The sequence below is a fragment of the Bacillus sp. FSL M7-1020 genome, from assembly GCF_038050415.1.
Taxonomy (GTDB): domain Bacteria; phylum Bacillota; class Bacilli; order Bacillales; family Bacillaceae_G; genus Bacillus_A; species Bacillus_A toyonensis.
In genome coordinates this window covers 1,265,319-1,285,180 of the sequence record NZ_JBBOTW010000001.1, presented here as the reverse complement: position 1 = coordinate 1,285,180, position 19,862 = coordinate 1,265,319, and the positions used below count along the sequence as shown (strand labels likewise).

The following is a 19,862-nucleotide window of genomic DNA, read 5'->3' as shown; positions in this document are numbered from 1 at the left end:
CCCTTACTGTAATCTTTTATCATAACCGTCACTATTACGAAAACACCTCTAAATAAGCACTTCATAACTGTCCCTATATTTTTAAGCCATATCCTTTTGAAATGCTTCTAACGCAATATGAACAGTCTCATCAGGAATAGATACGACGTTCACCACCCCATATTCCTGCATAAGTACCATATGAATTGTTCCAGCATTCGCTTTCTTATCTTGTTTCATCAGTTGAACGAGGCGCTCTACATTCAAATCGCTTGGCATTTTTGGATAGCCGTATTGCAAGAACCACTGCTTTATCTCTTCATAAGCAAGATCAACTTTATACACTTGCTCACTTAAAAATAAAGCAAATAACATCCCAACTGCTACTCCGTCACCGTGAGTAATATTTCCATATCCAATCTCTTTTTCAAGAGCATGCCCTAGCGTATGTCCAAAGTTCAAATGAGCACGTACACCTTTTTCTGTTTCATCTTGTGATACAATATTTGCTTTTACAGGAATCGCCTTCATTAATATGTGAATTAACTTCTCATCACGAAGATCCGCCAATGTTTGCACTTCTTCTTTTAACCAATGATACAGTTCAACATCACCAATCAAAGCATGTTTTATCACTTCTGCAAAACCTGAACGCCATTCTTTTTCAGGAAGAGAGTATAAAAATGGTGTATGATATACAACCGCTTCTGGCTGATGGAATGCACCAATCATATTCTTCCCTAACGGATGGTTAATTGCTACTTTCCCGCCTACTGCACTATCGTGAGCTAATAAAGTCGTTGGAACTTGGACAAAGCGAATGCCACGCATAAACGACGCAGCAACAAAACCAGCCAAATCTCCAATCATTCCGCCTCCAAGTGCGATAATTAAAGAATTTCTATCTAATTTATTTTCAAGAGCTGACGTATGAGCCGCATAGAAATTTTCAAAAGACTTCTCTTTTTCACCACTCGGTACAACGAATGAAAATACTTCTTGCTCTACTTGCAATGCATTCACAACTGTCTGTAAATGTAAAGATGCAGCAACTTCATCTGAAATGATCATTACGTTAGATACAACTGGCTGCATATTTTGAACAAATGTTGTCAAATGTAATAATGCCTCTTTCCCAACATGTACATCATATTCTTTTGATTTCGTTTGAATATGTATGTTTTCCATTAAAATCCCCTCGCATATTCATTATGTTTCTCCATATTTTCACGAATAAGATCCATACGATCTAATCCAAATTGTTCTATTAAAGCAGTCGCTAATTCCCAAGCCACAACAGCTTCTGCAACGACACTAGCTGCTGGTACAGCACAACTATCTGAACGTTCAATGCTTGCTGTAAAAGGTTCTTTCGTATCAATATCCACACTTTGAAGAGGTTTATATAGTGTAGGTATCGGTTTCATCACACCGCGCACAACAATTGGCATTCCAGTCGTCATACCGCCTTCTAATCCACCTGCATGATTCGTTCTTCGTGTATATCCACGTGCTTCATTCCACAGAATTTCATCATGAACTTCACTTCCGGGTCTATGCGCTGCTTCAAAACCAATTCCAATCTCAACACCTTTAAAGGCATTAATGCTCATAATCGCGGCTGCTAATTTCGCATCCAGTTTTCGATCATAATGCACATAACTTCCTACTCCAATTGGCATTCCTTCCACAATTACTTCAACGATGCCACCGATTGAATCACCATTTGCTTTCGCATCATCAATTGCTTTTATCATTTGGTTGCCAGCTTCTTCATCTAAACAACGTACAGGTGATGCTTCTGCAATACTTTTTAATTCTTCAATTGAACGATACGTAATCTCCTTAGCTTGTACACCGCCAATTTCAATTACATGGCCTGCCACTGTAATACCAAGTTCCGCTAACACTTTTTTAGCAACCGCACCAGCAGCAACACGCACTGTCGTTTCGCGTGCTGAAGAACGTTCAAGTACATTTCTCATATCTCTATGACCATATTTAATCGCACCATTTAAATCAGCATGTCCAGGTCTTGGTTTTGTTACTTTCCTCTTCATTTCTTTTTCTTCTTGTTCCGTTAACGACTCTGCACCCATAATTTTTGTCCAGTGTGCAAAATCACGATTTTCAACAACAAGTGCAATTGGAGAACCTAATGTCTCTCCATGTCTAACACCACTTGCAATTTGCACTTGATCTGTTTCAATTTGCATGCGTCTACCACGCCCATATCCCTTTTGCCTTCTAGCTAACTCTTCATTTATATCATCCGCTACTAAAGGCAGTCCTGCTGGAATACCTTCTATAATCGTTGTAAGTTGTGGACCATGAGATTCACCAGCTGTAATATATCGCATACGTTATTCCTCTTTTCGTATATGTATTTATCTCGCTATATTAAGCAATGATATTATCTTTCATTACTCTAAAAATATGAAAGAAATTATATGATTGATCAGCCATTCGCTTATTCTCCGATAGGCCTTTTACTTTACATATCAATATATCATAACCGCTCTAACTTCGTAACTAATCCAAATAAAAAAAGTGCAAGAAGAATACCCCTATTCTTCTTGCACTTTTTACTATTATCACAGTGATTAAAGCGTTTACAAATTATTTCAAAATAATTAGTAAATCCATTCATTCATTAATTTTGAGTAGTCTACCAATTCTTCTTCTTTAAAGAAAATAGCAATCTCGCGCTCTGCGCTTTCTAAAGAATCAGAACCGTGGATAATGTTTTTCGCAACAGTTACACCGAAATCTCCACGAATTGTTCCAGGAGCCGCTTCATGTGGTCTTGTTTTACCCATCATATTACGAGCTGTATCTACTACACCTTCACCTTGCCATACCATTGCAAATACAGGTCCAGATGTAATAAAGTCTACTAATTCACCAAAGAAAGGTTTTTCCTTATGCTCACCGTAGTGTTGTCCAGCAATTTCCGGAGTGACTTGCATTAATTTTGCACCAACTAATTGAAAGCCCTTTTTCTCAAAACGAGCTACAATTTCCCCAATGAAGGCACGTTGTACACCGTCTGGTTTTACCATTAGAAATGTTTTTTCCATAAAAAATCTCTCCACTTCTGAATTATGTATGTAATTGTATATCCCCACACACATATTAACACCCTTATCACAATTGTGCAATAGTTTTGAAATAGAGAGATTATTTTATTTTTTAGAATAAACACTAAAATTTTCGTTTTCCAATATACTTTGCAACATTTTGTAATGCATACTTTGCTTGCCCACGTGGGAGTGGTTTTATTATTTCCAATGCTTTATGTAAATAACGTTCGCTAAACGCAAATGCTTGATCAATAGCTGTACTATTTTTTACAGCATCAATAATTTCTTTCATTTCACTTGCTGTTGTATTTTCATGTACAGAAGTGATTTTCTTGCGGAGTATTGGATCTTCCATCGCATATAAAGCAGGCAGCGTAATATTTCCTTGTAGTAAGTCACCACCAGCAGGTTTTCCAAGTTTCTCTTCTGTTGAAACGAAATCTAAAATGTCATCAATAATTTGATAAGACATTCCTACGAAATACCCATACCAAAACAAACGATTTACCATATCACGATTAGCACCAGCAGCAATCGCCCCTAGCTGACAACTCGCAGCAATTAATAATGCTGTTTTTCGCTTTATCCTTCTTAAATACGTTCGTAAATTTTGGTCATAGTTATATTTATCTTTAATTTGTTCAATTTCACCTTTACATACTTCTAAAATTGTATGCGACAGTGCCTGATGCGCCTCTGGAATTTCGATATTTGTTACACATTCAAGAGACTTAGCAAACAGATAGTCTCCTGTATACATTGCAATACGATCTCCCCATTTCGCATTCACAGTCGCACTACCGCGTCGTAAAAACGCTGCATCAATAACGTCATCGTGAACGAGAGAAGCCATATGAATAAGTTCCAACGCAACAGCGACGTGCTTAATTGCGTCTAACTTATAATCCCCGAATTTCCCTGCAAGCAACACGAATACAGGACGAATTCGCTTCCCACCAGCTTCAATGAGTTGTAATGCCGCCTCTTCTACTAATGGCTGTTCAGAAGCAACTGTCTTTTTTAATTCTTTTTCTATTACATTAATATCCGATCGTAAAAAAGAGTACATAAGTTGTAACTTCATATTGTTCACCTTAACCTAAAACTTCTTTTTTCTATTTTGATTCTGGTTTCATACCTAAATGCATCGCTGCTACTCCAAAAGTAAATGGTTTCACTTGTACACGTTCAAGTCCAGCTTCCTCAAACATTTGAGCCAATTCTTTCATCCCTGGGAATGTACTAGCGGATTCTTGAAGCCATGAATATTCTTTATAGCTTTTCGCAAACATCTTTCCAAATAACGGCATGATATATTTAAAGTATAAAATATACCCTTGTCGAAAACCAATCATTGTTGGTTGCGATGTTTCTAGGCAGATTACTTTACCACCTGGTTTTACTACACGTGTCATTTCTTTTAATACGTGTAAATAATCTGGTACGTTACGCAAACCAAATCCAATCGTTACATAATCAAATGTATGATCTTCAAATGGAAGTTCCATTGCATTTCCATGTAGAAGTTCTACTTGTTTTAATTGTAACGCCTCTACCTTTTGTTTACCGACAGATAACATGTTTTCACTGAAGTCTAGACCAACAACCTTCCCCTGCTCACCTACAGCTCCTGCTAGCGCAATTGTCCAATCCGCTGTCCCGCAGCACACATCAAGCGCTTTACTGCCAGGTTTTACATCCATAATACGCATCGTCTCTTTACGCCATGCTTTATGTCTTTGAAAACTAATTACAGAATTCATCACATCGTATTTATCTGAAATTTTCTCAAATACATCATGTACTCTTTCTTCTTTTGATTGTTGCATGCTCGTACCTTCTTCCAATGTAAAATTGCTTATGTCTTCGATTTATCTCTTAACACAGAATTTATTTCACTTATGTCTGTGTGATCTTCTAAAAATTGATCTTCTTTCTTTCGTAATTCCATCATCCATTCATTAATAACTGTTTCTGCATCAGCTTTATCCCCTAAAGCCTCTTGCACTGCTTGAAAAACAGGTGAATGTTGTTTATCAGCATACAGTTGACATTCTTTTTGGAGACGATTTTTCCCTAATACATACGTTATAAATGGTTTCCAATGTGATAAATGGAAATGATCACATGTTTTTTGAAGGAGCGCAGATTCAATCGTTACTACACTCTCCATTATGTTATCCATCTTGTCATGCGCTTTTTGGTATAGCATAATTTTATGTTCATTAATCTCTTTAATTCCTTCAGCAAGCGCGCGAATTAAAACAATATCACGATTCATAGACAATAAGTAATAATATAGCCCACTATAGTAATCACCTGCAAGTACTGTTAACTGGCGGCGTTTATGCGATTCAATCGCTTCTTCCCCCGCTTTGTTTGATACTCTTTCATGTGTATCAAGCGCAATTTGCACAAGCATAATCGTTACTACATAATGCTCAATTTGTTCTATATGTAAATTTTCACTTTTTAAAGCTCCATATAACAATGCTATTTTCTCTTCATCAATACATGGTTCTTCAATATAGTTTATGAAATAAGGATGGCGTAATTTCTCCATCAATTTCTCTTTTATACCCGCATACCCTCCGTAGATGTCACACACAAAAAATCACCCTTGTTTTCTAATTCATAAAACTTATTATAACACATACATTCTATTTTCTATAACCAAAACTTGGCTACACCTTCCATTGATGTAAGCAATCTTTCTATTCTCACTCTGCCCAACTAACACTATATCATTTATTTACTTGTAAAAAAAAGAAAAGCAGTTTCCCGCTTTTCTTTACTTCGTTTTAATAAAAGATAAAATTTCACTACGCGCTGCAGCATCATTTTCAAGCACACCACGTACTGCCGTCGTTATCGTTTTCGCACCTGGTTTTTTCACACCACGCATCGTCATACACATATGTTCTGCTTCTACTACTACCATTACACCATGCGGCTCTAGTACTTCCATGATAGAATTAGCCACTGTTGATGTAATACGTTCTTGTAGTTGTGGACGACATGCAATTGTATCTACAGTACGAGCTAATTTACTTAACCCCGTCACCTTTCCGCCTTGCGGAATATATGCAACGTGAGCAACTCCATAGAATGGAACTAGATGATGCTCACACATCGAATAAAATGGTATATCTTTTACTAGTACAAGCTCTTCGTGATCTTCTCCGAATACTTTATGCAAATGCTCTTTTGGATCTTCATGCATCCCCGAGAACACTTCTGCGTACATTTTTGCAACGCGCTTCGGTGTATCAAGTACTCCCTCACGATTTGGGTCATCTCCGATTGCCTCTAAAATAAGGCGTACTGCGTGTTCAATTTGTTCTAAATTAACTTTTGCCATCCGCTAGCCCTCCCGAAAACCTAAAAGTGATACGAACACATTCTAGCATATTTATGTTTTTAAAAGCAAAAAGAAGAGTTCCCAAAAAGGAAACTCTTCTTCCCTGTTAATATGTAAGGATTATTTAACCGCATCTTTTAACGCTTTACCAGGTTTGAATGCAGGTACTTTACTTGCAGCGATTTCAATCTCCTCACCTGTTTGTGGGTTACGACCTTTACGAGCCGCACGCTCACGAACTTCGAAGTTACCGAATCCGATCAATTGTACTTTATCACCTTGTTTTAAAGCTTCTAAGATAGAATCAAAAACAGCGTCTACTGCTTTTGTTGCGTCCTTTTTAGAAAGGGAACTTGCTTCTGCAACAGCATTGATTAAATCTGTCTTGTTCATGCCATTCACCTCCTCCCAAAGATAAGACTGTATAATGATCATAAAATGAGTCTTACTTTCATTTGTAGGCAATTTTTACAAATTCTATACTACAAAGATGTAGATAAATCATTATCAACGCCTATATTATACGATTCTCCTTTATAATTCAATATTTTTAAGGAAATTGTTACTCTTAAAATGTGAAAATCTGATGAAACTTGACAATTTACAACAATGTATTAGATAATGACTGTTTATTTTTCTATTCCATACGTAAAAAATAAAAAAATCCCTCTACAATGAGAGGGATTTTTTCTTATAATATAATCGCAATTAATCCGCCAGATCCTTCATTAATAATTCTTTCTAGTGTTTCTTTTAATTTATATCTAGCATTTTCTGGCATTAAAGATAGTTTTGCTTGAATTCCTTCTCGAACAATAGAGCTAAGCGAACGTCCGAATATATCGGAATTCCAAATTGATAATGGATCATCTTCAAAATCTTGCATTAAATAACGAACTAATTCTTCACTTTGCTTTTCAGTACCAATAATCGGCTCAAACGTCGATTCAACATCTACTTTAATCATATGAATAGATGGAGCTACCGCTTTTAATTTCACACCAAACCTTGAACCGTGACGTATGATTTCCGGCTCATCTAAGCTCATATCAGCTAGTGCAGGTGCTGCTACACCATATCCTGTTTGCTTTACCATACGCAGGGCATCCGCCACTTGATCATATTCTATTTTCGCATGAGATAAGTCGAGCATAAGCTTCAGTAAATGATCTTTCCCTCGAATTTCTACCCCTACTACTTCTTTTAAAATTTGATCGTACAATTCATCTGGCGCATATAAATCAATCTCTGCCACACCTTGCCCCATATCAATGCCAGCTAGACTTGCCCGATCAATAAATTCATATTGACTAAACTGCCAAACGACACGGTCCACATCACGAAGACGTTTTATATCCTTCACAGTCTCTTGAACTGCTTCTTGATAACTTTTGCGTAACCAATGCCCTTCATTTAGCACCATTACCCAACTAGGAAGGTTTACATTCACCTCTAATACTGGGAACTCAAATAACGCTTCTCGAAGTACATTATATACATCTGTTTCTCTTAAACTCTCTACACTCATCGCAATTACTGGTATATCATATTCTTCAGATAAACTTTGGCGTAATTGCTCTGTATCCGGATGATACGGCTGTACAGTATTGATAATCATAATGAAAGGCTTTCCAACTTCTTTTAACTCATTTACAACGCGTTCTTCTGCCTCTATATAATCTCTTCTTGGTATTTCGCCAATCGTTCCATCCGTTGTAATTACAACACCAATTGTTGAATGTTCTTGAATTACTTTGCGCGTGCCGATTTCTGCAGCTTCATGGAATGGAATAGGCTCTTCATACCAAGGAGTATTAATCATACGCGGGCCATTCTCATCTTCATAGCCTTTTGCTCCTGGAACCGTATATCCAACACAATCTACTAATCGAATATTTACTTCAAGTCCTTCATCTACTTCGATAGAAACCGCTTGGTTTGGAACAAACTTCGGTTCCGTCGTCATGATTGTACGACCAGCAGCACTTTGAGGCAGTTCATCCTGCGCTCTTTGGCGGTCAGATTCATTCTCAATGTTCGGAATAACAACAAGTTCCATAAATTTTTTAATGAATGTTGATTTCCCTGTTCGAACAGCTCCTACAACTCCAAAATAAATATCACCGCCTGTGCGTTCCGCAATATCTTTAAAAATATCTACCTTTTCCAAGTGATTCCCTCCCTCAAAATTTTTGGGAATAATTCCGCGTATATAGTCAACTAATACCTTCTCTAACGTTGCCTATAATATCTGATATAATATAATGGTATTCTAGAAGTTCGGACAATATATCAAATAATTTTGTCCAATTTCATATGACTATTTAAAAAATACTTTTTGTTTGCATCACAAGTTGTATAACATAAAAAACCTTTCTTCTAGAACTTATTCGCTAAAAGAAAGGTTCATGACTTATGATTTAAAAAAAATTGGTTCTCCGTCCTTCACCGTATACGGTAAAGAATATGCGGGAACAAATGGGGAGTCTTTCGATAGTATATTTCGAATATCTTCTCCTTCCTTAAATTGCCCTTCATTTTTTTTCAACACTTCATATAAGTCGATTCTGTAGTCAACAAATACTTCTCCTTTTTCATTGATTACAAAAGGAAGTCCTTTACCAGAATACGGACTTGTCACTTGCGGTACATCTTTATATCCTAGTTTTTTGTAATCCAATTCATATACCCCGTCTGAAATTACTTTTTTAAACGGTGGATATCTATGTTCATCACGGTACATCCTTAGTTTTAATGATAATTCCTGAATTTGTTCAACCATCCTTATATCAATTAACTTTACGGTCGGATTTGTTTCAACATCTATTAATACGTATTGGTATACCCCTCCACTTTCATACGCATTCCCTGGTGCTTCTTGTATGTAGCGCGGAGCAATTTTTTGAAAATCGATTGGATACTTTTGATAAATAGGTGTACTCATATCACGCGTTTTAATTGGCAATATCCCACCATTTTGTTCCTTATATGTCGTAATAGCTTTTTGAACAACTTGTAACTGATCTTCATAAGGAACAGCATTTTGTTTCATATTTTCTTTCGGATACATACACCCTGTTAAAACGCTGATGCAACAAAACATTAAAATAATATGGATTTTTTTCACTAACAATCACCTTTTCACGCTAGTATAACTTACTCCTTATGTAACATTTTGAGATACACTCCTCTTACTGCTCCACAGGTCCACTAAATACAACAAGAAAAATAACAATACCCGACACAATCATGAGGGTGTACGCTACTAACGCTGTAATCCCTTTCAGAAATTTATTTTTCATTTTATGCCTACTTAATAAAATAAAAACTACTGCAACAAACATAAATCCCATTGCCCCTAAGGAAAACCACATTTTTATAAGCCCTTCTGACATATATACACCCCTTTACTTCCAATCTATTTTTATACTATTTTAACAAATTAAAATCTTTAAACAAATACAATTCATCATTTTAATGTAAATTAACAAAATTTATGTACAAAAATAAAACCGAAGCGCATTATTTTGCGCTTCGGTTGACCAAATATGCCCTTACCAGCTCTATTCCCATTCTTTCATGGCTATCATATGCAATCTACAATCTCTTTGTTTCTCATAATTTATTTTTTAAACATTTTGCTTAACGAGCCAAAATCTGCTGGCATATTATTGTTAATAATCGCTTTTACAATTTGATCCTCTTGCTCTTTCGGCACCTCACGTCCTGCCATAAGAGCTACTTGATGAATCAATTGACGAAGCACAGTTTCATCACGTAAATTCGCATTTTGTACAGATGACGCTAATTTAAAAATATCCTCTTTGTTCACTTTCGCTTCCTTCTCAATATTATTAAAAATGTTATTATCCATTCTTTTCACCCTCTCCTCAAGTTACATTTCATCCTATGCAAAAATAAAAAAATGGTGAAAAGACCCAATCAAAAAATAAAAAAGCGACAGGAGTACAAATTGTACTTCTGTCGCTTTTATTTAAAGTAAATCAGGTATAGCTTCCACTTCATGTTTTCGAACGCGTCCCATCAATGAGCCTACTGCATCCTTTACATCATTCCCATTGAACAACACGTCATATAAAGCAGCTGTAATCGGCATTTCAACTTCCATCTTCTCTGCCAATTCATGAGCAGCTTTCGTTGTTCTTACGCCTTCTACAACCATCCCCATACTTTCTAACACTTCTTCTAAAGAGTGCCCTTTTCCGAGCATATTTCCAGCACGCCAATTTCGGCTATGAACACTTGTACAAGTTACTATCAAGTCTCCCATACCAGTTAGACCAGCGAACGTTAAAGGATTTCCGCCCATTTTTCTTCCTAAACGAGCAATTTCCGTTAAACCACGTGTCATTAATGCCGCTTTCGCATTATCACCTAATCCAAGACCATCCGTTATCCCTGCAGCTAATGCGATAATATTTTTTAAAGCACCACCAAGCTCAACTCCAACAATATCAGGATTTGTGTATACACGGAAGTAGCTATTCATAAACAAATCTTGTACTTCCTCAGCCGCTTCCATACGCTTCGCTGCCGATGTAACAGTTGTCGCTTGACGTAAGCCGACTTCTTCCGCATGACTCGGTCCAGACAGTACAACAACATCTTTAATCAAGTTCTCTGGAATTTCTTCCTCAATCACTTCCGAAATACGTTTTGACGTACCTGGTTCGATCCCTTTACTTGCATGAATCCACGTAACTGGTTCTGTAACAATTTCTTTCATCTCTTGTAATACATCTCTGTACGCTTTCGTCGGTACTACTAACAGTACTGTATTTACATCTACTAATGCTTCTTCTAAAGAAGAGTAGGCTACGATTGTGCTTGGCAATGTAATTCCTGGAAGATATCGACTATTCTCATGTTTCGCATTAATCTCATCCATAAGTTCAGAACGATTTCCCCAAATACGTACATCATGTCCATTGTCAGCTAATACCATCGCTAACGCTGTTCCCCAGCTACCTGCTCCTATTACTGTGATTTTTGTCATAAAATCACATCCTCTCCATTAGTCTCTTGCTCTAGCGATAATGTGAATCGGTGTTCCTACAAAACCGAACGCTTCACGTAAACGATTCTTTAAGAAGCGCTCATATGAAAAGTGCATTAATTCTGTATCGTTTACAAACACAACAAATGTCGGTGGTTTTACCGCAACCTGTGTCGCATAGAAGATCTTCAGACGGCTACCATTATGAGTCGGCGTTGGATTCATCGCTACAGCATCCATAATTACATCATTTAATACATTCGTTTGTACACGGATACTATGACTTTCATTTACTTCATTAATAACTGGTAACAATGTTTGTGTACGTTTTTTCGTTTTCGCAGATAAGAATACAATCGGTGCATAGTCCAAGAATTGGAAATGAGCACGAATATTTTCTTCAAATGCTTTCATTGTTTTCTCATCTTTTTTCACTGCATCCCATTTGTTTACAACGATAATAACAGCTCGTCCTGAATCATGAGCATATCCAGCAATTTTTTTATCCTGTTCAATAATTCCTTCTTCTCCGTCTAAAACGACTAAAACAACGTCAGAACGTTCAATCGCTCTAAGCGCACGAAGTACACTATATTTTTCTGTGCTTTCGTATACTTTCCCTTTTTTACGCATACCAGCTGTATCGATAATTACATAATCTTGACCATCTTTGCTATATGGTGTATCAACAGCATCACGTGTCGTTCCTGCTATATTACTTACAATTACACGTTCTTGACCAAGAAGTGCATTTACAAGTGATGATTTCCCTACGTTTGGACGTCCAATTAAAGAGAAACGGATTGTTTCATCGTCATACGCTTCTTCTTCAATCTTCGGAAAATGATTTGCAGCTTCATCTAACAAATCACCAAGTCCTAAACCATGTGTACCTGAAATCGGGAATGGCTCACCGAATCCTAATGCATAGAAATCATAAATGTCACTACGCATTTCTGGATTATCAACCTTATTTACCGCAAGTACAATAGGTTTTTTAGAACGATATAAAATTTTAGCAACTTCTTCATCTGCTGCAGTTACACCATCGCGACCATTCGTCATAAAAATGATAACATCTGCTTCATCAATCGCTACTTCCGCCTGTTGACGAATTTGTGTCAAGAACGGCTCGTCTCCAATATCAATTCCACCTGTATCAATAATGTTAAACTCATGATTTAACCATTCTCCCGCACTATAAATACGGTCTCGCGTTATACCTGGTATATCTTCTACGATTGAAACTCTTTCTCCAACAATTCTATTGAAAATAGTAGATTTTCCTACGTTCGGGCGGCCTACTATTGCTATTACTGGTTTCGGCATATACTTTCATCCTTTCAACTTGCTTCTGTTTATTATGTAAAAAACCCTTCTTTGTGCAAGAAGGGATTTGCATTCCAGAATATTTCTCAACGTATCAAAACACCTCATATTATAACACACGTTGCTAATGTTTCACAATAATATATACATTCTCTTGTAAGCGATGCGCAATACCATCTAATATCGCCTCTAAATTATTTGCAACAAATTCTAGTTCCTCTTTCGTCTCACAAGTAAATAAGGGAGCTCCGCCTGCAAACTTTTCCGGTGTCGTTGTAATTACCGCGAGAATAACACTTTCTAACATCATCTTTTATCTCCCCTTCCTTTCGGGGCTTCCGATGACATATGAACGGCACTTTCTAGCGTTGGCACATTCCCTATGACACCTATCGCTTTCTCGGCATCTTGGTCTTGCGGCAAGACAAAGATGCCAACTCTTCCATCTTCTAAATCACGCTTTGCTAACGGTACAAGTGCTGGTGTACCTGAATCCCTATATATCCCTAGAGCAACAGAGACATCATGTAAAATAGCTTGCCGTTGTCCTAAATTTGCAATTGTAACCATCGCATCAATTGATTTCGGTTTTAAAATAAAACCCATTCCATATTTCATAATTTCTTCTTGCCTTGCCGGCAATCCAATATTCATAATATAAATATTATCAATATAAAGCCCCGCTCCTTCAAAGCGAAGCGGTACATGCTCGATATCAACAAGATCATGTAACCTTTTGCCTGACATTAATTTTTTCGCAATAAAAAATGCTATTATAGCCATAATTACTCCAGCAATCCATGAATGGAACCCTATATACGCAAACGTCGTTGCAAACGACGTTAACATCGCCAAATAGTTGCGACTTTCAAAAACTAATGCAATTCCTTCAATGTATGTATTTCCACGCGGTACGAGCTCATATCCATCTAATTGTTGAAGCGTATTTCTTTCCATATTACGCACATCACGAAATTGCGTCGCTGCTAACGTAAGAAATGTAATGGCAGAAAAATCTTTTTTCAAAATAGACGGGATTGCAATCGCTCCTAAAGCTGCGGCAATTAACCCCATCGCAATATGAATAATTTTCCCATGAAGCCTCGTTGGATATTGCCGCGTATCCGTGCGAAGCATTAACACTCTCGTTACCGTCCCTGCTATTACGCCACATAAAATGGCTGGTGTATATTCAGTCATGTATTACCCTCGCCTTTCTTTTACGTGTTTTCCGCTTAAACTGTTCCATGTATACTGATACTTTTGCAATCCAAAATAAAATTGTCATAAACAATGTAGAAACGGCGATGATATCAAAAAACGCTAAACTACCGTAATCATAAGGGAAGTTTAGTTTTCGAAAAATAAGTGTCACTAACAACTCTCCTTGCAACATCCCTATATATAAAGAACATAATCGCAGGAAACGATCTCCATGCAATAAAACTGATGCATACACAAGGGCACCACTTAACAGAAACAACCTATCCACCACAATCCAAATCGGGTCATATACTTCTAACAAATGAAAACTTGTATATAACATTGCAATAATAAGCGCCGAAAGTAAGGTATATATTTTTTTCCAAATAGAATATAGCGTAATCCCTATAAAAGAAATAATACAAAGTAAAAGAGCATTTATTGATACCGTGAATGAAGCAATCGTTACATGTAACGGAGAGCAAATTATAAAAATCAATATACAAGCACTTAACTTCCATCGAATAGATTCCTTTTTCATAAAGAAAGTTACGATAACCCACCCTATCCAAGCTACAAAATAAAAAGTACTCCCATCCATCATTTCACCTCCTATGTTTTCCATTATGGGAACTTTTTATGAAAGTTAATCCCCCTTTCTTTACGCATAGTTTTTTCATATAACAGCAACACTTTTAATAAGGAGGTGCTATTCACAATGGGTAAAGATCGCCAAGAACGAAAACTAAGAGAATCACGCCGCGTTGAATCGGATCGCGACCAATCACTTCAATATCCTGGTGCAACAAGTCTTGATACACCGGAGCAAGCTCGCAAGCAAAATCAGCACTAAACATACAAAAAGACGGTTTCCATATTGTCCGAAACCGTCTTTTTTCATAATTATTTTAATGATTTTTATTTATATTGAAATAATATTTTATATACTAATTTTCCCATGACTTAATTTCACCTTCACCTATTTCCCATAGGAAATTTAAACTCTCTCTAATAATTCAGCATCACCTCTTCTATATTTTCTCATTTTTGCAACCTCTTTTTCAATTGCAAATTCCGCCCAATAATATTTTTATATACAATTAATCTTATTAAACGTCTGTTTTTTATAGAATACTAATTCCGTTCCCTACTTTATATTACAAAAAAGAATAGAAAACAAAAAACCAACCGTTCGGTTGGTTTTTTATCTCCTACTATAATGCGTTGTATCAATACCACGCTGCATTAACCAATGATACGTTTCGCCCTTTACAACAAGAGGTACAGATTGCAACTCTTCTATCGTCTTCGCACCAAGAGCTGTCATAATAAATTTTAAATCTGTATGTAAAAAATCAATTTCATCCACTAACTTCTCGATACCATCTTGCATTAAAATACGTAAAAAGTATCCAGCAAATGCGGTTGTATTCGCCCCTAATGCGATTGCCTTCGCCACATCAAGCGCTGTTTGTATGCCCCCAGATGCAATAAAAGAGAGGTTGTTATTTGTAGAGGTTGCTTCAATAATCGAGGTAGTTGTTTGTATGCCCCAGTTATTAAAATAAGAAAGCATTCGCTGTCTTCTTTCATTTTCAACAGCAGCAAAATTTGTACCACCTTGTCCACCAATATCAATTGCCGTTACACCTATACTCACTAACTGTTGCACTGTTTCCTTACTCATCCCAAATCCAACTTCTTTTACAATGACAGGAATTTTACTCTTTAAAACAATTTGTTCAATCCGCTGAAGTACCCCCGTAAAATCACGATCTCCTTCAGGCATCGTTAACTCTTGTATAACATTTAAATGAATTTGTAGTGCGTTTGCTTCAATCATATCAACGGCACGCTCTGCCTGTTCGACAGTTGCCTCACTACCTAAATTCGCAAAGAAAATCCCATTTGGATTTATCTTTCTAACGACCTTATAAGAAGCCGCCTCACGCTCATCTTTTAACGCTGCCATTTGCGAACCTACAGCCATAGCGAGATTATGATGTTTCGCTACATATGCTAGTTGCTCATTAATATGTAACGTTTGCTCTCCTCCACCACCAGTCATCGCATTGATAAAAATCGGCGAACTTAGTGAAAGTTCGCCGATTTTTGTTTCACATGTTATAGTATCATAACTTGAATTTGGCAAGCTTTGATGCACAAAATCAATATCATGAAAGCCATGCGTACGAGACTGACCAGTAGAAAGAGCATATTCAATATGATCTAATTTACGTTTTGCCCTTACCACTCGTACCCCTCTTTATTTCTTTAATTTTTTCAGTTGTTCACCAATAATATCACTTAATTGGAAAGTAGCAGAATCAGCATTTGGCTCATATTTGCTATAATCTTCTGTTACATTATTTTCTTCAAGTGCTTCTTTTATACTTAAAGAAATACGTTTTTCCGCTACATGTACTTCAAGTACTTTCACTTTTACTTCTTGTCCCATTTCCAATACTTCATTTGGATTTTTCACGTGACGATTTGCAATTTGAGATACGTGCACAAGCCCTTCAACGCCAGGTAAAATTTCAACGAAAGCACCGAATGTAACTAGACGTTTTACTACTCCCTCACGAATATCACCAGCTTTTATTTCACCAGCAACATTTTCCCAAGGTCCCGGCTGAGCTGCTTTAATTGATAAAGAGATACGTTGCGTATCAGCATCAACAGATAGCACCTTTACCTTTACCTTTTGACCTTGCTCTAGCACTTCAGATGGTTGCTCCACACGTTCGTGTGAAATTTGCGAAATGTGAACTAAACCGTCCACACCACCAACGTTAACGAAAGCACCAAAATCCGTTAATCGTTGTACTGTTCCTTCAACAATATCCCCTTCTTTTAACGAAGAGATTGCTTCTTTTTTCTTAGAATCTAGTTCTAATTCTACTACCGCTTTATGCGAAAGGATTACACGATTTTTTTCGCGGTCTAATTCAACAATTTTTACCGCTAATGTTTTTCCTTTATAGTCAGAAAAGTCTTCTACATAATGTACTTCTACAAGTGAAGCTGGGATAAAACCACGAACGCCTAGGTCCACAACTAATCCACCATTCACGATATCTTTTACAGTAACATCAAATACATGACCAGAAGTAAATTTCTCTTGTAATTCTACCCATGCTTTTTCTGCATCAACAGCACGTTTAGATAAAACAAGATCATCTTCTTCTAATTTAATAATTTTCAATTCTAGTGTTTGATCTAATTCTACAACATCGCTTGCTTTTTCAATATGAACGTTAGCTAATTCACTAATTGGAATTACGCCATCTGTTTTGTATCCAACATTTACAAGCACTTGTTTTTCTTCAACCTTCGTTACAGAACCTGTAACAACGTCACCAACTTGTAATTCTTTTGAATCCATAACTTCTTCATTCATTTTCTCTACCATGGAAATACCTCCCTACAGAATTGACAAAGCATTTTTATGTATATACGAAATGAAAACAAATGTTTTCATTTGCATGTTTAAGAATTTATCATCACATACTCTTTTTCAATAGCATTCATAAGAAAATATATTAATCCTATATAAATAGTATACAGCAAAATCATCTTGAAGAAAGTATGTTTTGAAATATAATAGCGAATATATTCTGACAGTTTTATTCCTCTTTAACTAACTTCTTATAAATCGGCTCATTTGTCAAGGAAAGAGACTCACAATTCACGTATCCTTTACATTTCTATACAAACAAAAAAAGAAAGAGGATAATCCCCTTTCTTTATTTCGCAAATACTCCTGAAACAATACCCATAATTTTTTGGACGACTTCTTCAATTGATAAAGAAGTTGTATCTAATTCCAATGCATCATCAGCCTTTTTTAGAGGAGAAACTTCGCGTTCTGAATCCAATTTATCACGCTGAGCAATTTCTTCTTGTAACTGCTCTAAATTAGAATCGAAACCTTTATTTATATTTTCTAAATGTCTTCTTTCCGCTCTTTCTTCTACAGAAGCAAGCATAAAGATTTTCACTTCAGCATCTGGTAACACATGTGTACCAATATCACGGCCATCCATTACAACGCCGCCTTTTTCCGCTAATTCTTGTTGACGACGAACCATTTCTTCACGAACAAGACGATGCTTTGCCACAATAGATACTCGATTCGTCACATCAGGCGTACGAATAACTTCCGAAACATCTTGTCCATTTAAAAATACAAGTTGTGTATTTTCTCCTTGTTGAAATTCAATATTCACATTTTTTACAACTTCCATTAGCTTTTCTTCATTTTCAATATCCACTTTTTGTTCAAGGGCTGCATATGTAATAGCACGGTACATTGCGCCTGTATCAATATAAACGTAAGAAAGCTTCTTTGCCACAACTTTTGCAACTGTACTTTTCCCAGCAGCTGCTGGACCATCTATAGCAATTGAAATTCGTTTATCCATTGTAACACCTCATTTTTTCACTTATAAAACAAAACGAAAAGCAGGTATTCATCCCTGCTTCTTCTCATTTGCTTCACGTCATTAAATCCTCAATTATTGTAGCATAATCCTTCCTAGAAGAAAACGAAAACTACCTACTCACCTGTAAGATTTCTTCTTTATTTTTCGCGACGACACCTTCATAATAAACAATTTTAGATAGATATTTTATTGATGACTTATGTATAAATAACAATTGCACAACACAAAGACAAATAAATTGAATTATTAATATACGAATGATAATTTTCTCCACCTTCTTCAAGATATCCACTCCTTCCCACCATATACTTACACATTACATTTCATGATTTTATACAACGTACATAGCGCAATTAAATTTATTGTCATATTCCAAGCATGCTTTTATACATTTTCATTGTCGAATTTACTCAAAACATGTTATGTTCTAAATGTATTTTTCAACTTGAAAGGGGTATAAGCATTGAAAAGAATCCTAGTTTTACACACAGGTGGAACAATTGCAATGGAGGAAGATAAAGAAACTGGGGTCGTACAACCAGGAGAAAAAAATCCTCTTTTAAAATTCATTCCTGATTTAGAAGGCGATGTTGATTTAATCGTTGAAGATGTGTTCCATCTACCATCTCCTCATATGACACCAAGCGAGATGTTACAATTACAAGTCATCATTGATGAAAGAGTAAAACAAGACAACATTCATGGCGTAGTCATTACGCATGGTACGGATACATTAGAAGAAACCGCATATTTCCTAGATTTAACAGTCAAAGCAACTATTCCAATCGTAGTAACAGGCGCAATGCGTTCTAGTAATGAATTAGGTGCTGATGGTCTATATAACTTCTTATCAGCTGTAAAAGTAGCTAGCAGTAATGAAGCTGCAGAAAAAGGTGTTCTAGTCGTATTAAACGACGAAATTCATTGCGCTACAAATGTAACGAAAACACATACAAGTAATGTTGCAACATTCCAAAGTCCACAATATGGACCAATTGGAATGGTAACAAAACGTGGTGTTGTTTTCCATCACGCTTTAGTACATCATGAAACGTATACAGTAAATAACATCTCTAAAAGCGTAGTTGTTCTAAAAGCATATGCTGGTATGGATGATACATTGTTAGCAGCAATTGAAAACCTTCCAGTTGACGGAATTGTCATTGAAGCGCTTGGACAAGGTAATTTGCCTCCACGTACACTCCCTAGTTTAGAACGATTAATAAGCAAAGGAATTCCAGTCGTATTAGTTTCACGTTGCTTCAATGGTATCGTTCAAGACGTATATTCATATGAAGGTGGCGGCAAACAATTAAAAGATATGGGCGTTATATTCACATACGGCTTAAACGCTCAAAAAGCACGTATTAAATTACTAGTCGCATTAGAGAATACAAAATCACATGAAACAATCCAAAATATGTTTATGCACGAATAAAAAA

The 19,862-nt window shown here is 36.4% G+C and carries 23 protein-coding genes; 2 read left to right on the top strand and 21 right to left on the bottom strand.

Annotated elements, in window-relative coordinates; all coding sequences use genetic code 11:
* Positions 1-81: 81 nt before the first annotated feature.
* The 17 genes from aroB to MHB70_RS06620 all read right to left on the bottom strand — a co-directional run bounded on the left by aroB (position 82) and on the right by MHB70_RS06620 (position 14,573).
* Positions 82-1,167, bottom strand: coding sequence for a 3-dehydroquinate synthase (gene aroB / locus MHB70_RS06700; protein ID WP_061530155.1), 1,086 nt, complete (start codon positions 1,165-1,167; stop codon positions 82-84).
* Entirely contained in the window at positions 1,167-2,339 is a 1,173-nt protein-coding gene (gene aroC / locus MHB70_RS06695) for a chorismate synthase (protein WP_061530156.1), read from the bottom strand. The genes aroB and aroC overlap by 1 nt, the downstream gene beginning before the upstream one ends.
* A gap of 273 nt (positions 2,340-2,612) precedes the next feature.
* A complete protein-coding gene (gene ndk, locus MHB70_RS06690) occupies positions 2,613-3,059 on the bottom strand; it encodes a nucleoside-diphosphate kinase (protein ID WP_000415890.1) in 447 nt (148 codons plus the stop codon).
* 124 nt (positions 3,060-3,183) lie between these two features.
* Positions 3,184-4,146 (bottom strand): heptaprenyl diphosphate synthase component II, encoded by a 963-nt coding sequence (gene hepT / locus MHB70_RS06685; RefSeq protein ID WP_000776088.1) that lies wholly within the window; start codon positions 4,144-4,146, stop codon positions 3,184-3,186.
* A 31-nt stretch (positions 4,147-4,177) separates the two neighbouring features.
* Positions 4,178-4,891 carry a 2-heptaprenyl-1,4-naphthoquinone methyltransferase gene (gene menG / locus MHB70_RS06680; RefSeq protein ID WP_001187664.1) on the bottom strand — a complete coding sequence of 238 codons (714 nt, stop codon included), beginning with the start codon at positions 4,889-4,891 and terminating at the stop codon, positions 4,178-4,180.
* Positions 4,892-4,920: 29 nt separating this feature from the next.
* Positions 4,921-5,670: a heptaprenyl diphosphate synthase component 1 gene (locus MHB70_RS06675; protein WP_000332836.1), complete on the bottom strand. Its 750-nt coding sequence runs from the start codon at positions 5,668-5,670 to the stop codon at positions 4,921-4,923.
* Between the two features lie 183 nt (positions 5,671-5,853).
* The gene (gene folE, locus MHB70_RS06670; protein ID WP_061530157.1) at positions 5,854-6,423 is read right to left on the bottom strand and encodes a GTP cyclohydrolase I FolE; all 570 of its coding nucleotides are present in this window, start codon (positions 6,421-6,423) and stop codon (positions 5,854-5,856) included.
* A 120-nt stretch (positions 6,424-6,543) separates the two neighbouring features.
* On the bottom strand, positions 6,544-6,816 hold the full coding sequence (locus MHB70_RS06665) for an HU family DNA-binding protein (protein WP_001043860.1): 273 nt from the start codon (positions 6,814-6,816) through the stop codon (positions 6,544-6,546).
* A gap of 298 nt (positions 6,817-7,114) precedes the next feature.
* Complete coding sequence (spoIVA, locus tag MHB70_RS06660; RefSeq protein WP_000416518.1) at positions 7,115-8,593, bottom strand: stage IV sporulation protein A; 1,479 nt, start codon at positions 8,591-8,593, stop codon at positions 7,115-7,117.
* A gap of 243 nt (positions 8,594-8,836) precedes the next feature.
* Positions 8,837-9,550, bottom strand: a complete 714-nt coding sequence (locus tag MHB70_RS06655) for a hypothetical protein (protein ID WP_061530158.1) — start codon at positions 9,548-9,550, stop codon at positions 8,837-8,839.
* A gap of 64 nt (positions 9,551-9,614) precedes the next feature.
* Positions 9,615-9,818, bottom strand: coding sequence for a DUF2768 domain-containing protein (locus tag MHB70_RS06650; RefSeq protein WP_001289001.1), 204 nt, complete (start codon positions 9,816-9,818; stop codon positions 9,615-9,617).
* Between the two features lie 227 nt (positions 9,819-10,045).
* A complete protein-coding gene (locus MHB70_RS06645; protein WP_000369753.1) occupies positions 10,046-10,297 on the bottom strand; it encodes a stage VI sporulation protein F in 252 nt (83 codons plus the stop codon).
* A gap of 120 nt (positions 10,298-10,417) precedes the next feature.
* Positions 10,418-11,440, bottom strand: a complete 1,023-nt coding sequence (locus MHB70_RS06640) for an NAD(P)H-dependent glycerol-3-phosphate dehydrogenase (protein ID WP_000161758.1) — start codon at positions 11,438-11,440, stop codon at positions 10,418-10,420.
* 18 nt (positions 11,441-11,458) lie between these two features.
* Positions 11,459-12,769 (bottom strand): ribosome biogenesis GTPase Der, encoded by a 1,311-nt coding sequence (der, locus tag MHB70_RS06635; protein ID WP_001125887.1) that lies wholly within the window; start codon positions 12,767-12,769, stop codon positions 11,459-11,461.
* A 124-nt stretch (positions 12,770-12,893) separates the two neighbouring features.
* Positions 12,894-13,079 carry a capping complex subunit for YIEGIA gene (locus MHB70_RS06630; RefSeq protein WP_000979055.1) on the bottom strand — a complete coding sequence of 62 codons (186 nt, stop codon included), beginning with the start codon at positions 13,077-13,079 and terminating at the stop codon, positions 12,894-12,896.
* The gene (locus MHB70_RS06625) at positions 13,076-13,969 is read right to left on the bottom strand and encodes a YIEGIA family protein (protein WP_000141591.1); all 894 of its coding nucleotides are present in this window, start codon (positions 13,967-13,969) and stop codon (positions 13,076-13,078) included. The genes MHB70_RS06630 and MHB70_RS06625 overlap by 4 nt, the downstream gene beginning before the upstream one ends.
* A complete protein-coding gene (locus tag MHB70_RS06620) occupies positions 13,962-14,573 on the bottom strand; it encodes a YphA family membrane protein (protein ID WP_000349114.1) in 612 nt (203 codons plus the stop codon). The genes MHB70_RS06625 and MHB70_RS06620 overlap by 8 nt, the downstream gene beginning before the upstream one ends.
* Before the next feature lie 117 nt (positions 14,574-14,690).
* Here MHB70_RS06620 and MHB70_RS06615 point away from each other — a divergent pair, with 117 nt between their 5' ends.
* On the top strand, positions 14,691-14,825 hold the full coding sequence (locus tag MHB70_RS06615) for a YpzI family protein (RefSeq protein WP_000513901.1): 135 nt from the start codon (positions 14,691-14,693) through the stop codon (positions 14,823-14,825).
* Between the two features lie 351 nt (positions 14,826-15,176).
* On the opposite strand, the gene MHB70_RS06610 is transcribed toward MHB70_RS06615, so the two are convergent.
* The 4 genes from MHB70_RS06610 to MHB70_RS06595 all read right to left on the bottom strand — a co-directional run bounded on the left by MHB70_RS06610 (position 15,177) and on the right by MHB70_RS06595 (position 18,703).
* On the bottom strand, positions 15,177-16,226 hold the full coding sequence (locus MHB70_RS06610) for a type 2 isopentenyl-diphosphate Delta-isomerase (protein ID WP_000251048.1): 1,050 nt from the start codon (positions 16,224-16,226) through the stop codon (positions 15,177-15,179).
* A gap of 12 nt (positions 16,227-16,238) precedes the next feature.
* Complete coding sequence (gene rpsA / locus MHB70_RS06605) at positions 16,239-17,387, bottom strand: 30S ribosomal protein S1 (RefSeq protein ID WP_000229553.1); 1,149 nt, start codon at positions 17,385-17,387, stop codon at positions 16,239-16,241.
* Between the two features lie 334 nt (positions 17,388-17,721).
* Entirely contained in the window at positions 17,722-18,399 is a 678-nt protein-coding gene (cmk, locus tag MHB70_RS06600; protein WP_000361259.1) for a (d)CMP kinase, read from the bottom strand.
* Between the two features lie 130 nt (positions 18,400-18,529).
* Positions 18,530-18,703 carry a DUF5359 family protein gene (locus tag MHB70_RS06595; protein WP_000754950.1) on the bottom strand — a complete coding sequence of 58 codons (174 nt, stop codon included), beginning with the start codon at positions 18,701-18,703 and terminating at the stop codon, positions 18,530-18,532.
* Between the two features lie 180 nt (positions 18,704-18,883).
* Here MHB70_RS06595 and ansA point away from each other — a divergent pair, with 180 nt between their 5' ends.
* Complete coding sequence (ansA, locus tag MHB70_RS06590; protein ID WP_000822005.1) at positions 18,884-19,858, top strand: asparaginase; 975 nt, start codon at positions 18,884-18,886, stop codon at positions 19,856-19,858.
* The last annotated feature ends 4 nt before the right edge of the window (positions 19,859-19,862 follow it).